This is a genomic window from Phycisphaeraceae bacterium (assembly GCA_020851465.1).
Classification (GTDB): Bacteria; Planctomycetota; Phycisphaerae; order Phycisphaerales; family Phycisphaeraceae; genus JADZCR01.
Genome location: JADZCR010000006.1, coordinates 145,320 through 160,182 on the forward strand (window position 1 = coordinate 145,320; position 14,863 = coordinate 160,182).

General features: G+C 54.8%; 11 protein-coding genes. 6 read left to right on the forward strand and 5 right to left on the reverse strand.

Annotation, left to right across the window (positions count from 1 at the left end; all coding sequences use genetic code 11):
• The first annotated feature begins 240 nt into the window (after positions 1 to 240).
• The 3 genes from IT444_07095 to IT444_07105 all read left to right on the forward strand — a co-directional run bounded on the left by IT444_07095 (position 241) and on the right by IT444_07105 (position 4,822).
• Positions 241 to 1,755, forward strand: a complete 1,515-nt coding sequence (locus IT444_07095) for a hypothetical protein (protein MCC7192534.1) — start codon at positions 241 to 243, stop codon at positions 1,753 to 1,755.
• A 207-nt stretch (positions 1,756 to 1,962) separates the two neighbouring features.
• Positions 1,963 to 3,222, forward strand: a complete 1,260-nt coding sequence (locus IT444_07100; protein ID MCC7192535.1) for a hypothetical protein — start codon at positions 1,963 to 1,965, stop codon at positions 3,220 to 3,222.
• A 181-nt stretch (positions 3,223 to 3,403) separates the two neighbouring features.
• A complete protein-coding gene (locus tag IT444_07105) occupies positions 3,404 to 4,822 on the forward strand; it encodes a hypothetical protein (protein ID MCC7192536.1) in 1,419 nt (472 codons plus the stop codon).
• Between the two features lie 52 nt (positions 4,823 to 4,874).
• Here IT444_07105 and IT444_07110 read toward each other — a convergent pair whose 3' ends face one another.
• Positions 4,875 to 5,213, reverse strand: coding sequence for an STAS domain-containing protein (locus IT444_07110; GenBank protein ID MCC7192537.1), 339 nt, complete (start codon positions 5,211 to 5,213; stop codon positions 4,875 to 4,877).
• 78 nt (positions 5,214 to 5,291) lie between these two features.
• Complete coding sequence (gene gyrA / locus IT444_07115; protein MCC7192538.1) at positions 5,292 to 7,970, reverse strand: DNA gyrase subunit A; 2,679 nt, start codon at positions 7,968 to 7,970, stop codon at positions 5,292 to 5,294.
• A gap of 228 nt (positions 7,971 to 8,198) precedes the next feature.
• On the opposite strand from gyrA, the gene ychF reads away from it, so the two are divergent.
• Positions 8,199 to 9,314: a redox-regulated ATPase YchF gene (gene ychF / locus IT444_07120; GenBank protein ID MCC7192539.1), complete on the forward strand. Its 1,116-nt coding sequence runs from the start codon at positions 8,199 to 8,201 to the stop codon at positions 9,312 to 9,314.
• Positions 9,315 to 9,351: 37 nt separating this feature from the next.
• Here the strand turns inward: ychF and IT444_07125 are convergent, their stop codons facing one another.
• Both IT444_07125 and IT444_07130 read right to left on the reverse strand, forming a co-directional pair.
• The gene (locus IT444_07125) at positions 9,352 to 10,545 is read right to left on the reverse strand and encodes a DegT/DnrJ/EryC1/StrS family aminotransferase (protein ID MCC7192540.1); all 1,194 of its coding nucleotides are present in this window, start codon (positions 10,543 to 10,545) and stop codon (positions 9,352 to 9,354) included.
• Positions 10,546 to 10,638: 93 nt separating this feature from the next.
• Positions 10,639 to 12,162, reverse strand: coding sequence for a hypothetical protein (locus IT444_07130; GenBank protein MCC7192541.1), 1,524 nt, complete (start codon positions 12,160 to 12,162; stop codon positions 10,639 to 10,641).
• A 153-nt stretch (positions 12,163 to 12,315) separates the two neighbouring features.
• Here IT444_07130 and IT444_07135 point away from each other — a divergent pair, with 153 nt between their 5' ends.
• Positions 12,316 to 13,482 carry an aminotransferase class I/II-fold pyridoxal phosphate-dependent enzyme gene (locus IT444_07135; protein ID MCC7192542.1) on the forward strand — a complete coding sequence of 389 codons (1,167 nt, stop codon included), beginning with the start codon at positions 12,316 to 12,318 and terminating at the stop codon, positions 13,480 to 13,482.
• Between the two features lie 50 nt (positions 13,483 to 13,532).
• Positions 13,533 to 14,120 (forward strand): imidazoleglycerol-phosphate dehydratase HisB, encoded by a 588-nt coding sequence (hisB, locus tag IT444_07140; GenBank protein ID MCC7192543.1) that lies wholly within the window; start codon positions 13,533 to 13,535, stop codon positions 14,118 to 14,120.
• Positions 14,121 to 14,151: 31 nt separating this feature from the next.
• Here hisB and IT444_07145 read toward each other — a convergent pair whose 3' ends face one another.
• Positions 14,152 to 14,826 (reverse strand): NTP transferase domain-containing protein, encoded by a 675-nt coding sequence (locus IT444_07145; protein ID MCC7192544.1) that lies wholly within the window; start codon positions 14,824 to 14,826, stop codon positions 14,152 to 14,154.
• Positions 14,827 to 14,863: the final 37 nt, after the last annotated feature.

Consider the following 14,863-nt stretch of genomic DNA (forward strand, 5'->3'; position numbering starts at 1 on the left):
AACGGTTTCGAAATGTATTGAAAACAGATTGCTAAGGCATTTTCGATGAATCATTCTCAAGATGGCAGCACATTGCTTGGACACTGGCCCCTGAAAGGCGATTGCCGTGATCATTCGGGGAACAGCTTGCATGGAATTAACCGTGGAGTTCAGCTTGATTCCAGCGTGTTTGACGGACGCGGAGCGCATATCGAAATATCTCATGTCAACCAGCTGAATCTTGGGAAGCGAGATTTCACCTTGGCTGCATGGGTTTGGACCCACGAACACCCAGATGACATCGTGGGTGATGTGTTTGATAAGTTTGATCCAGCGCGGCGACGAGGGTTGACGTTTTCAATCGGAGCCAGCTCAGGCGGTTACCAAGGTCCCGGCAGTGATCGTCAGGTTCACTTTGGAATTGATGATGCGAAGTCAGGTGAATGGCGCGATTGCGGCAGGCCGAACCCGTCCAGTAATTACATAAGCAACTCGCTCACGGTTTTTGATGGCGATCTCTATGCCGCCACGACTGATGCGACGGACGACGCTCATCGTCGTCGTGTTTATCGATATGCGGGAGGTCAGAACTGGATTGACTGTGGGCAAGTCGGTTCAGGCAAGGCCACGGGGGTTGGCCCGTTACTCGTTCACGAAGGCTCTCTTTACGCTGTCACGTGGACATATGATTGGACTCGTGTTCGTTCAGGTGACTACACCCCTGGACGGCTGTATCGCTACGAGGGCGGTGAACGCTGGACTGACTGCGGCGAGGCCGGCAGCAACCTTACCAATACCTGTGCCGTCAGCTTTGTTGGACAAATTTACGTAGGTGGGGGGCCGTTAAAGCCTGGCGTGTATGTGCGCGATCGTGATGGCGCCTGGCGCGCCAGCATCAACTTCAGCCATGAAGGCCCGCGTCGTTGTTATCCGCATGCGATGACTCGATTCAACGGCCGACTTTATGTTGGCTATCCCGGCGTGTACGCATTTGATTCCGACAAATGGGAATTTGTCGGATTCCCCGCGGGTGGTGCCCATGAAATATTTCAAACACACGCGCTGCATGTTCATCAGGGAAGACTCTGTGCAGGTACATGGCCCGATGGCAAAGTGGCTGTGCATCACGGCGGAGAAAAGTGGGAGGAAATAGGTCGTGTCGGTATCGACGGTACGGAAGTTTGCGCGCTGGTGGTTTACAACGGAATGCTATACGGCGGTTCCATCCCGCGTGCCGAGGTTTGTCGATACGACGGCAAGGCGGAGTGGACCTCGCTTGTCAGGTTGTACTCGCCTGAGGGATGGATTCCATCGCCGCCTCCCCGCGCCTTGACTGACGCCGGCCCCAGTCGTGCGGAACTCAACGAGTGGACTCGAGTAACGTGCTTGACCGTACATGACGGCAAACTTTTTGCGGGGGTCGCCAGTTGCACCAGTTCAGCACTCGATGCTCCTTGCGATGTTCGCGGTCGTGTATTCAGCATGGAGGCAGGTCGGTGCGCATCCTATGGAAAAGATATTGGTCCAGGTTGGAAACATCTGACAGCCGTCCGTCGAGATCAGCGGTTAGAGGTTTATCTTGACGGCAAACTTGCTGCGAAATCTTCCGTATTTTCATCAAATGAGTTTGATCTGACGAACGAGTGTCCCCTGAGGATCGGTATGGGGCAGACCGATTCATTCCATGGCTGCATCCGTGACGCAAGGCTTTACGATGGGGCACTGTCACCCGACACGATTCGTCAGATCGCTTCACAATCGGCAGTAAGCACATGACTCGACATGACGGTGAATATCAGTTCGGACGAAAACATCTGTCGCCGAACATGTTTCACCGCTTTGTGAATGACTGAGAAATATCTTTGTTAAATTCGTGGTCTTGCCGATCATCGAAGTTTCCATCCTCGGCTGTGCTTCATATACTGAGGAAATGCCGCGGAGGGGCAGAGATGGAGTGCGGCGATAACTAACGGAGCCACGACTATGCCGACTGCACGCCGGGCCCGGATTTTTTTACTGGCTACGCTTCTTTTAATTTCGCTTGCTGGAGAGCTCTTTGCGCGACGCGCTGTCGTTTACCGTAAGGACGGCAACCCGCTCGAAGGTGAGGTCATCAAGGACGACGCTGGCGGTGTGACAATTATGATTGCCGGTATCGAGACCCCCATTCCACGAGACCAGATAGACCGAGTGGAGTACAAAGCCAGCGTTGCTGAGCAATACCAGCAGCGCCGCAAGGCAATTGCCGACGACAACGTGATTGATCGCCTTGCTCTGGCGGACTGGCTGGTGGAGCAGCAGGCCTACGAGTTGGCTAAATCAGAATTGGCTGACCTTCCGAAGCATTCACCCAATGAGGATCAGAAGCGCAAGATCAACCTGCTCAACCGTTACATCGATGAGCAGCTCAAGCTGGCCGCGAACAGTTCAGCCGCGGCTGCCGGTACTGTCTCCGCAGGAAAATCAGCATCACGTCCCAGCGGTCAAAAGGAAGAGGATTCAAAACTCCTCAATGACGATCAAGTCAACTGGATACGAATCATGGAGGTCGATGAGGTCCGTGAAAAACCTCCAGTGACTATTCCCAGAGAAGTGATTGATCAGTTCCTTCGCGATTATTCCGATGTGGATGGCGTCCCCAGAGGGCGTGAGGATCAGGTCAAGTTCCGCAATCTCAAGGGCTGGCAACAGCTCCACGTCATATTCGAGGCTGATGCCAAGCCGCTTTATGACAAAATCAAAATCGAAAAAGATCCACAGCTGATTCAGGACTTTCGCAAAGACGTTTACAAGCCCTATGTCATGACCTATTGCGGCGCTCCAACGTGCCATGGCAGTGACAAGACGGGTGAAATGTTTCTATTCCGTAAGCGGATGGATGACACCGCTACGCTGTACACCAATTACTACATTCTCCATAGCTGGAATGACGATCGCGGATACGTTCTGGATTTCTTCAAACCAGAGTCTTCTTATCTGCTTCAATACGGGTTACCGCAGGACGCAGCGGCCTATCGCCATCCAGAGGTTCCCGGTTGGAAGCCGGCATTTAGAAACCGCGACGATGCGCGTTACCGTACGGTTTACAACTGGATTAACAGCTTCGGGGGTACGCGGCGTAAGTACCCGTTTCAATACACTCCCCCCAAATTTAAGAAGGCGGGAACTCCAGCAACGCAGCCGGATGCTGCGAAATCTTCGACTCCGGGTCAGCGTAGTTCGACTCCGTCCCCGAAAAAATAACGAAATTCTCGATTTGGACGAATGGGTATCCAGCTTTTCAGGTAAATACAGGAATCATCAAGGGAGTATGGCTGGCTTTCCCACAACCGCGCCTTCCCTCGGAGCCTTGCTTCGTGTATCTTTTCGATTCCGACTGTTCACGGAAAACTCTCGTCATACCACGACTTAAAGGGGATAGCGCGTGCGATCGACATGGCTGACTACCCTCGCGCCTCTGGCGCTTGTTACCGCGACGTTTACATTGCCGCTGATTGGTTGCTCCGATCAGGATGCGGTACGACGGGCGGAAGACCGTAAGAAATTTGATGCGGCGCTGGCCAAGCTCCAGATGGCGGATATGGGCTTTGTCCCCCAGGCGTCGATAGCTCAGACGCCGAACTATCAGGACTATCGTCAGGGCAAGCTCGACGAAGCAGCAGTCGATCTCACGAAAATCACAGATGATCCGACCGCGTCACCATCGGATCGTGATATCGCTTGTCGTCTGCTTGCCGACACTTATACATCTAAGGCTCGTTATTTCACTCGTCACGCTATCGCGAATTGGAGCAAACTCGCTAACGACTCGAGCAAGCTGCTTGCGATGTTGACCTCTGTTGATCGGGCGAACTCTCGCGCTGGTGAACTCTCAGGCGACAATATCGCGCCACTGCTGGCCTCGCTTGAAAAGGATAAAAGCGAGAACGACCGGACCCTTCAGGATTTCGACAAGTCCGCGGCAGAGCTGGGGCCGCAGGTTGACAAACTCAAAGATCAGATTGCCAAACTTCAGGCCGCCAGTGATCAATCACTCGCAAAGTCACGTGAGCTTTACGACCAGGGGTTCACCGCCAAGGGGGATGAGCAGTTCAAACTTTACGAGGCGTCCGCCAATGCGCAGCGTGAAAGTACGGCTGCCGAAGCGAAGCGGCGCACACTTGCTGTGCAGCTTGAGCTTGTTTCAGCCGAGCTAGCGATCGCCAATAAGCAGCGGGATATGCGGACGAAGACCGGTCAGGCTTATAGCGAGCAGATTCAGGCTGCGGAGAATCGTCAGAGCGGAGTCCGTAAACTTCAGGATGATGCGATCAGCCAGCAGAAGCAGACAATCGAGGATTTGGAGAAAGAGCTAGGCAAGATCGAAGAATCTTACGTGCGAGATGTAGAGTCAAAGTTTGGAGCTGCTGCAGAGCAGGTGAAGCAGGCGATTGCGCTGATCGATCCGGTGGCTAAAGCTGCATCTGGAACAGAACAGAAACAACTTCAACTCGACCTGCTTTCAAAATACACGACGCTGGCCAATATCCAGGCTCAGCACGCTGTAGCTGCGTCGGGTTATGCGAATGTGATCGAAATCCTCGCCAGTCAATCGGAACGATTGATGCCCGGCCGGGCGACGATCGGTACAGTGAAGGAACGGATCACCAAACAGCGTGACGAGGTATTTGACGAGGCCATCAACGCCATCAGCGGTGGTTCGGGACTGGCCGCACAACTGATGCCCGCCGATGCCGCTGCCGACGATCCCATCCTCATCGCTGCCCAGACGCAGCGTGACCTGCTCGATCGGGCCTCACAGTTGGTCAATCAACTCCGCACCCCTGCGAAAAAGGGTGATTGATCAGTAAGTTACGACCTACTGCGTACCGCGGGTGAGCCAGATCACGTTTGCGTTAATGGCGCATCTGAATGCTCGCCAGTGCGGTTGGTACGTCCTGAGCAAATTCGAAAATTTTGTCCAGACCGGTGGTCAGGAAAACAGCCCAGATCGTATCGCTTGGTGCAGCCATCCGAAGTTGCGCATCACGGTCGAGGGTCAATTTTCGCAAGCGAAGCAGTTGCGAGAGATTGGTACTGTTGACCTGCTTGACGCTCGACAGATCGAGCACAATATCGGGCATACGGGCTGAGGCGCGGCTTTGTGTGATCGCCATTGAAAGGTCTTCGGATAGTGCCGGCTCGTCGGAGAGTTTGACTACCCATATACGATCGGACCATTGCTGAATCGGCATGCGACCCCTTTTGCCCGGTGGGTTAAGTGCGATAACAGGATAACATGCAGCTCAGTAATTCGTCCTATCTATAATTTTTCATGACGTGGGAGAGGGATCAGCCGCGGCAGCTTCGCCTTCCGAATCGGAGCCGTCGTCCGTAATTCGCGCTACGCCTGTCAGGGAATCACCAGCATCGAGATTGATGACTTTGACTCCTTGTGCAGCGCGTCCGGTCTGTCGCACAGTGTTTGCGTTGATACGAACGATCATGCCGCCCGTACTGATCAGCATGAGATCGTCTGATGGTTCGACAGCCAGCAGTGCGACGAGTTCGCCGTTCTTGTCGGTAAGGTCGATTCCTTTGCGTCCCTTGCCTCCACGACTTTGGACGCGGGTTGTGCCGTCTTCCTGCTGTACGAGGTACTCCAGGAGAGGGGTGCGTTTACCGAAGCCTTTGGTTGTGACAGCAAGCAGATCACGGGAATCCTGCGCATTGCAGCACACCAGTCCGACAACGGCATCGTTTTCCGCCAGATCAATACCTCTTACGCCGCTGGCACTGCGGCCCATCGCTCGTGCGTCATCCTCATGAAACCGAATCGCCACCCCGTGTCTGGTACCCAGAAGAATGTGGTCCTGTCCGCTGGTGTGCGTGACCCCGACGATGGAGTCGCCCTCGCGCAGGGTGATGGCAATGATGCCGCTGCGATTGACGTTACGGTAATCCTTCAGGGCGGTTCGTTTGACCGTGCCGTTGGCTGTGGCAAAGAGCAGGAAGCTTTCCTCCCGCTCAAAATCCTCGATAGGCATGAATTTCCGGACTTGTTCGCCTTCCTTGATTTCCAGCAGGTTGACGATAGAGCGGCCGCGACTGGTCCGAGCACCCTCCGGAATGTCATACACCTTGATTTTGAAAACTCTGCCGGTGTCGGTGAAGCAGAGGAGATCGTCGTGTGTTGAAGCAACGAAGACTTGTTCGGTGAAGTCTCCATCTTTCGCATCTGCACCGATGACCCCTTTACCGCCGCGTCCTTGCGTGCGGTACTGGTCGGCGGGCAGTCGCTTCACATAGCCCTGGTGGGTAATCGTTACGACGACACGCTCGACAGGCGTGAGGGCAGCCATATCGAACTCTTCGATCTCCTCGCCGAATTGTGTGCGGCGAGGGTCGGCATATTTGGCACGCAGATCGGTGACCTCCTGACGAATGATCGCGAGCACCTTGGCGGGATCGGCGAGGATGGATTCGTACTCCTCAATCTGGGCCAGTAATTTCGTATAGTCAGCGACCAGCGTTTCGATCGCCAGCCCGACGAGTTGGATGAGCTGGAGGCGACCGATACCTTCCGCCTGCACACGCGAGAGCCGTGCATCCTGTGAGGCGGAAAGTGCCTTGAACCGCTCAGGGATCTGCGGGGCATACGCATGATTGGGAGGAATACGAAATCCTCGCGCCATCAGTTTTTCAATGGCTTCATCGCGAGTCCGACTTTCGCGGATCAGTTTAATGACAGCGTCGATATCACACACCGCGTAGATCAACCCTTCGATGCGGTGTGCCTCCTGCTGCGCCTGTCGCAGACGATAGGCTGTCCGTCTCCGAATAATCTCAATGCGGTGGTCGATGTAGAGCTGGATGAGGGCTTTGAGTCCCAGTGTGCGTGGCTGGCCGCGAACCAGTGCGATATTGATGATGCTGAAATTGCTTTGGAGCGGAGTAAGTTCATAAAGCTGGTTTTCAACGACGATGGGATCCGCTCCCTTTTTCAGCTCGATGACCAGCCGCATACCACTGCGATTGGATGACTCATCCACCACGTTGGCGATGTCGGTGATGCGATCTTCACGGACACACTCCTTGATCTTCTGGATAACCGCATCGTTTTTGCTTACCTGGTAGGGAAGCTGTGTGACGACGATGAGATTGCGTCCGTTTCGAGATTCTTCGTGATGGATTTTGGCTCGGATGGTGACACGGCCTCGTCCGGTGTCGTATGCCTCGATGATTCCGCGCCGACCGTGTATCGTGCCGCCGGTGGGGAAATCCGGGCCGGGTACGATTTTGATCAAGTCGGCAAGATGAATTTCGGGGTTATCAATCACGGCGACGATGGCATCGCAGATTTCGCCAAGGTTGTGCGGAGGCAGACTCGCAGCCATACCGACGGCAATGCCCATGCCGCCGTTAACCAGCAGGTTAGGAAACTTACTCGGCAGTACGGTTGGCTCCTGAAGCCGGCCGTCATAGTTTTCCTTGAAGTCAACGGTGTCGAGATCAAGGTCGTCGAGCATGTCGGCCGCGGGACCGGCCATGCGTGCCTCGGTGTAACGCATCGCGGCGGGCGGATCAGGATCGATTGAGCCGAAGTTGCCTTGCGGGTCAATAAGCGGGTGGCGCATTTTCCATGGCTGCGCCATGCCGACAAGCGTGGGATAGATGACAGCTTCACCGTGTGGGTGATAGTTACCCGAAGTATCGCCACAGATTTTGGCACACTTGATGTGCTTGCGACCGGGGCGAAGGTTGAGATCGTTCATCGCAACGAGGATGCGTCGCTGTGAAGGCTTTAATCCGTCGCGAGCGTCGGGTAGGGCACGATCCACGATCGTGCTCATGGCATAAGTGAGGTAACTCTCAGCGAGTTCCTGATCGATAGCCAGATCCACAATGCGACCGACAGGCGGCAGGGCATCGTCGCCGTTGACCGCTGCGGAAGGATTTTTTGAATCACCTGCTGGAGGCACGGGAGCGTTATCAGATGTATTTTCAGCCATAGCGAATGCGGCCTCCTGCCGCCGGAATTTCAAGGTTTTCAACAGGGGGTTTTGAGTCGTAAATTATAGCTGATTTACCGTCTGTAAGCGAGATGTTCTGGAACCGTAAAACCTCGAATTTCTCCGGCATTTGGGGGTATCAGTGTGGGGTCTTGAGCAGGGTGGCCGCCGCGTCGATATCATGCTTCCCCCACACCCACGCCTTAACTCTAATTCTGAAGTGGAACCATGGAAGCAGGCATCGTCGGTCTCCCAAACGTCGGTAAGTCCACGCTCTTTAACGCGCTGACCGCGGCAGGGGCGCTGGCTGCGAACTATCCCTTTGCCACGATCGAGCCGAATGTCGGCGTCGTGCCGGTACCCGATGCACGGCTGGCCACGATTAACAGTTTGATGGCAACCGAAAAGGTGATTCCTGCTGCGCTGCGGCTCATTGACATCGCAGGTATCGTCCGCGGTGCAAGCAAGGGTGAAGGCTTGGGAAACAAGTTCCTCTCGCATATTCGTAATGTGGACGCAATCCTTCACGTGGTCCGCTGTTTTGAGGGTGCTCCAGGTACCGCCGCGGGTGATATCACCCATGTTGAAGGCAGTGTTGATCCGATCCGTGATATCGAAACGATTGATATCGAATTGATGCTCGCGGACCTTCAGAGTGTTGAGGGTTCTCTTGATAAAGCCAAACGACTTGCGAAGTCGGGTGATAAAGAGGCGAAGCTACGAGCGGACGTTCTGGAACGATGCTTCACGACTCTTTCCGAAGGAAAACCAATCCGCACCATTGTCGAAAAAGGCAAAGATGATGACGCGGCAAAAATGCTCAAATCCCTGGGCTTAATTACGAGTAAATCGGTGCTCTATGTTGCAAATGTGGATGAGACCGATCTGCATGGCGAAGGCCCCCTGGTCATGAAGGTTCGTGAACGCGCCAAAGCCGAGGGCGGCCACGTGGTTCCCGTTTGTGCGAAACTCGAAAGTGAGCTGGCGGAGTTGGACGCCAAAGACCGTCAGGAAATGCTTGAAAGCGTGGGATTGACGGAGCCTGCTCTATCGTCGCTGGCCCGCGAAGCATACAAGCTGCTGGGTCTTCAAAGTTATTTCACCGCAGGACCAAAAGAGATTCGGGCGTGGACGATCCCCGTCGGCGCGACAGCTCCGCAGGCTGCGGGTGTGATTCACACCGACTTTGAGCGGGGATTTATCCGTGCGGAAATTTATAGCGTCAGTGATCTGGAACAATACAAGAGTGAGGCAGCAATCAAAGCTGCGGGCAAGCTGCGGGTGGAAGGTAAGGCTTATGTCATGCGCGATGGTGATGTATGTCACTTCCTGTTTAACGTCTGACGTGATGCGACGTTGCTGCTTTATTTTTTGAAAGCAATCACCGTTTGAGTAGTTTTTCCCGGTCCAGCATGACCTTGAGAGTCAGTGTGATTAGTTCGATCTGCGTTTCATCAAGGTTGTTGTAAAAAGGCAATGCGATCGTTCGCTGGCTGATCGACTCAGCAATGGGGAACATGCCGGGAGTAAAACCAAACTGCTGACGGTAGAACGGTTGGAGGTGGATGCAGGGGAAGTAATTAGCTGCGCCGATGTCGTGACGTCGAAGTCCGTCGATAATGCGATCCCGCTCAACCTGGCCGTACAAATCAAACAGCCGCACAACAAACACAAACCAGCTTGATCCCTCGCAATTAGGGTCGATACCCATATTCGGCAGTATCAGCTCAGGAAAATCCATGAGCCGCTGCATATAAAGCCCCGCGACACGGCAACGCGCAGCAAGCATCTGATCGAGACGCTCCATCTGTGCGATACCCAGTGCACAGTTGATCTCGCTCAGGCGATAGTTGTAACCCAGTCGTTCATGGGCAAGCCATGACCCCGTGCGGGTGTCATGCGGATTAGCGCTTGTAGATTTACTCGGCCCAAGCATGTCTCCTCGCCCCTGATTGCGGTAGCTGCGGCAGAGGTCGGCAATCTTGTCATCATCAGTGACGATCATGCCACCTTCACCGGTGGTGATTTGCTTGTTGGGGTAAAAGCCAAACACTCCCACACGGCCGAATGATCCGATCGGACGGCCCATGTGCATCCCGCCAAGTCCTTCGCAGCAGTCTTCGATTAACGGAATCTCGTGTTTGCCCGCAATCTGCGCCAGTCGGTCCATGTGTGTTGGATTGCCGAAGACTTCGACCCCGATGATGGCCTTAGTCTGAGGCGTGATGGCTGCTTCAACCTTGGTGGGATCCATGTTCAGGCTGCGCGGGTCGATATCAACAAATACCGGCTTGGCGCCAACGAAGAGGATGCAGTTGGCAGAGGCAACGAAGGAGAACGGCGTGGTGATGACTTCGTCACCGGGTCCGATTCCCAGAGACAGCAACGCCAGGTGGAGGCCCGCAGTACCCGAACTGACAGCGATAGCGTGGCGGCGTTTGGTTCGGTCAGCCAGCAGTTCCTCAAAACGAGCCTGCCGTGGGCCGATGCTCAACCGACCTGAACGTAAAGTATTAACCACTGCATCGATTTCGGTGCTGGTGATATCGGGCTGACTAAGGGGAATCGAGCTCATCCGTGAGTACTCCGCGGGCAATGCGATTCGTGATCTTCCATGATCATTTTCGGCCAGCCCGGTAAAACGACTTGGGAAATGCCGCTCACTGGCTCAGGATTTAATTGACGCCAAGGCGGTTCGCGTCTGTTTAGTGATCTTGAGGTACGTCCATGCAGCCTGGAGCCGTACGGAATCCTGCCGGATCCCGCCGCCGCGCACGACCAGCGAGAGGCCTTGTAATTGATCGGGTGTGAGTTTGGCCCCGCCTTTAGCCAGTACCACCAGAGCAAGATTGTTGGTGTTGAGATCGGAAAACGGCGGCAGCCCCGCGATGACGTCAGCCGGCGTGCCTTTATCCGAGCGAACCAACCCCACCAGAATGACCTGTGCCAGAACGGAGTCGGTATGAGGATCTTCAAGGATTGGCCGTAGTGCTTTTACCGCTGCTGGAGTGTCCAACTCGACGAGAAGGCGTGTCGCCATGACGGCTTCATCCAGCCGCTCCGCTCGACCGCGTGCCGGCTCCGGCCCCGCAGCCTGCACGATTGCGGGCAGAATTGCCAGAGCGTCTTCCTTGCTGGCGAACCGGCGCAGATGAGAAATGATCCAGATATTGCTTAATGAATGCCCCAGTTTTATCAGTGCAATAGTCGGCTCGACGACCGACTGCTTACTTGCGATTGCACGTCCGACCAAACCCATCTGTTTGATGAGTACATCATCACTGGTGGTCAGCGTGTTGAATACAGAGGCATCAATCCACGTGGAAAGTTGCAGGGCAATGACAGCGAGTCGGACTTTTTGAGCGGCGCTATCGGTTGATTGAAACTGTCGTCGCCATAGATCGTCCGCACCCGGTGATTTGAATCGCATCGCGGTTCGGAGGGCAATAAGCCCAAGCTTAGCGCCGACATTGGGTTCGTTGGCTACACGCATCGCCCAAGGCGCGATGCGGTCATACTCATACCGCAAGGCTGCCTGGAGAAGCATCTCGCGTACCGCATCACGGCGAGAATCAGTTGAGCTGTCAATATTCATCAGCTCGTTGGCAGCATTTGTATCACCCAACTGCGTGAGCAGCAGCAGCGCCATTCCTTTGCGGCCGATATTGTCGGACTTAGCTGCTTCCTGGAGAAAGTCGGTGTTGCTGATCAGCTTTTTCTGTACGAGTTGTTGGGCGACGACGACCTTCACGCCGTTATCGAGGCCGGGCCACTCAACGAGTTTTTTCGCCTGCTCGTCAGACAGGATTTCGCTGTCCATCGCAGCACTGATGACCTCAGCCTGAAGCGCCGGATTTTTAATGTCTGATACGCGGACCAGGTCGAGTTCCTTATTTTCACTGCATTCAGCGAGGCCGAGTAACCCGTGGATTTTCAGCGTGGGATGTTCGGATTGACTCAGTTCACTGAAGAATGGTTCGAGTTCGGGATCAGCCAGTTGGCGCAATGCACGGAGTAAATCGTTGTGTCGGCCGTCGCGTGTGACCATCATGCTTTCTTTGAGCAAAAAGACGGCGGAATCAAGTGTCTCAGCCGCCTCGGTCTTAGATGTGTCAGCAAAAACATTTCCGTTCAAGAGCGGAAAGATCAGCGTGAGCAGTAGGAGAGAAAACCGCGGAAATTTAGTTCTCATAAGAAGCGCAGTTTACCAGAGGTGTTGAGTCTTGGTGACATAAATCTCAGGGTTTTAATGGAGAATAAGTTTCGATCAGCAAATGATGGTCGCTGCAGCATTACCCGTACTGATGAGACGTACTCATGTGTTGACGTTTTGACCCTCAGCCTCATGGATGCGACCATACTCGGCTCGATGCCTTACGAACGTACCAATATCCACCGCTTGGCTGCGTACACCCCCGGCGAGCAGCCGACCGATCTTCACGTGGTGAAGCTCAACACCAACGAGAACCCCTATCCTCCTGCGCCGGCTGTGCTGGAGGCTATCCGATCTGTCACCGGGGAATCGCTGCGACGCTATCCGCCGCCGAATGCGGATCGCTTCCGTAAAGCAGCGGCATCGCTCCACGGAGTCAGCGAGGAGCAAGTCGTCGCTACCAACGGCGGCGATGAACTACTGCGTCTCATGGTGACTGCGTTCTGTGTTCCAAAAGGAGAAAGCGAAGGAGTACCCGCTTCCGTCCGCGACACGGAGGTATCGCCTTCACGACAGGGAAACGCGGCTGCTTCACGTGGAGGTGTCGGTGTTGCAGAGCCGAGTTACTCGCTATATCAGGTGCTTGCAGCGATTCAAGACACGCCGTTGACACGTGTGCCGCTCAACGATGACTGGTCACTGTCTGCGGATTTCGCAGATCGACTTAATGCAGCAGGTTGCCGATTGGCGATGGTAGTGAACCCGCACGCGCCATCGGGATATCTCGAGCCACTTGAAAAAATCGAATCCATCGCCAGAACGTTTCAGGGTGTACTGCTGGTCGATGAAGCGTATGTAAACTTTTCGACACGCGATGCGCTGCCTTTGCTCGACCCGGCTCGCGGCTTGGATAACGTCCTGCTGCTGCGTACGCTGAGCAAGGGTTACTCCTTGGCGGGGTTGCGATTCGGCTATGGACTTGGTTCCGCAAAGCTCGTCGCTGCGATCAACAAGGTCAAAGACAGCTATCCAACCGATGTGTTAGCTCAGGCGGCTGCTGTCGCAGCTTTAGGCGAGCAGGCTGCGGCGAAAAAAACGTGGCAGGCTGTAATCTCGGAACGCTCTCGGATGACTGGGGAGCTGACTCGGCGTGGTTATCGGGTCTATCCAAGCGAGTCGAATTTCATCCTTGTCGTCCCTCCAGCGCATCTCAGAGCTGGTGACACCTACGAATCCCTCAAGCGCAGAGCGATCTTAGTGCGATATTTTGACCAGGACCGTTTGCAAGACAAATTGCGGGTTACCATCGGTACGCCCGCGGAGAATGACGCTCTGCTGAAGGCGTTGGACTCAATGTAAATGCGTCTTGATTTGTATTCGACCTCGAAACCTTAACTTTCGATTATCTCATGCCCCGTACTGCCGAAATCTCACGCAAGACCAAAGAGACGGAAATCTCAGTCTCGCTTAACCTCGATCCCAAGTCCGCGGGAGATTATTCCAACAAGACGGGTGTGGGCTTCTTCGACCACATGCTTGACCACATCGCCCGTCACGGGCGATTGGGTTTGAAAATCACAGCCAAAGGGGATTACCACATCGACGACCATCACACGGTGGAAGATGTCGGCATCGCACTGGGACAGGCATTGGATCAAGCTCTGGGAGATAAGAAAGGCATTGAACGCTACGGATTCGCCAGCGTACCTATGGACGAAACGCTGGCTCGCGTCACCATCGATCTGTCAGGCCGCGCCGCGTTGGTTTTCGATGGATTGACCGGCAGTGGAAAAATCGGCACGTTTGATGTGCAGCTTGTGCGTGAGTTCCTCACTGCTTTGTCCAACAGCGGCAAGTTCAATTGCCATGTCGAAGTCCCATACGGCAGCAATCTCCACCATGTCGCGGAAGCGATCTTTAAGGCGTTGGGACGTGCCTTGCGTCAGGCGGTCGCGGTGACGGGTACTGACATTCCCAGCACCAAAGGTGTTCTGTAATAGAACCTTGTAGGTAAGGTGTTCCATCACCTCACGCTGCGGGAGCATCCGGCTCTACCGTTAGGCCCAGTTCACGTTCGACGATCAGCATGTCTTCGCGACGGTTGATGCTCGTCCATGCCTTAGCGTGGGTTTCATGATTCAGATTGGCACAAACCACTCCCGGCCTGTCGGATAGCGCACGCGGTCCGAGTCCCGCACGAACAGCCGCTTCGATCAGAAGTTTGCCCGGCCAGCCGCGCCAAATGGAAGGGAGCGGCTCGACGTAGCCATCCGATGGCCCGCTGGTCCATTCGCCCATTACCGCGGTGCGATCCTTATCTTCCGCTAACAAGGCGGCATAACCTTGCAGGTGCTGTGGTTCAAGCAGGGGCATGTCCGCAGGGACAAAGGTGACGATGTCCTGCGGACGGGCACGGCTCAGAACGGCATACATTCCGTTGAGAGGTCCAAGATGCCTGACAGGATCTACGATGCGGTGATCAAAACACGCGATGCCGGGAAGCAGAATACGCTCATCCGGCGAAAGGCTGATCCACGCTTCCGCCTTGCCGGGAATTACCCTGCCCACCGCACCAATGAGCCTGCGAACCTGCCACGCCAGAATCGGTTCCCCGTCGATGTGAATGCGGAGTTTTGATGAGCCAAACCGGCTGCTTTGGCCGCCCGCGAGGATACACAGAATGTTTCGCGAGGGTTCATCCATGATTTGAGTCTATCGGATTGAGTGCGACTTTGATCAC

Excerpts from the sequence above, each read along its gene's own strand:
- IT444_07100 (MCC7192535.1), top strand. The coding sequence starts at position 1,963 with ATGCCGACTGCACGCCGGGCCCGGATTTTTTTACTGGCTACGCTTCTT.
- IT444_07110 (MCC7192537.1), bottom strand. The coding sequence starts at position 5,213 with ATGCCGATTCAGCAATGGTCCGATCGTATATGGGTAGTCAAACTCTCC.
- gyrA (MCC7192538.1), bottom strand. The coding sequence starts at position 7,970 with ATGGCTGAAAATACATCTGATAACGCTCCCGTGCCTCCAGCAGGTGAT.
- ychF (MCC7192539.1), top strand. The coding sequence starts at position 8,199 with ATGGAAGCAGGCATCGTCGGTCTCCCAAACGTCGGTAAGTCCACGCTC.
- IT444_07125 (MCC7192540.1), bottom strand. The coding sequence starts at position 10,545 with ATGAGCTCGATTCCCCTTAGTCAGCCCGATATCACCAGCACCGAAATC.
- IT444_07130 (MCC7192541.1), bottom strand. The coding sequence starts at position 12,162 with ATGAGAACTAAATTTCCGCGGTTTTCTCTCCTACTGCTCACGCTGATC.
- IT444_07135 (MCC7192542.1), top strand. The coding sequence starts at position 12,316 with ATGGATGCGACCATACTCGGCTCGATGCCTTACGAACGTACCAATATC.
- hisB (MCC7192543.1), top strand. The coding sequence starts at position 13,533 with ATGCCCCGTACTGCCGAAATCTCACGCAAGACCAAAGAGACGGAAATC.
- IT444_07145 (MCC7192544.1), bottom strand. The coding sequence starts at position 14,826 with ATGGATGAACCCTCGCGAAACATTCTGTGTATCCTCGCGGGCGGCCAA.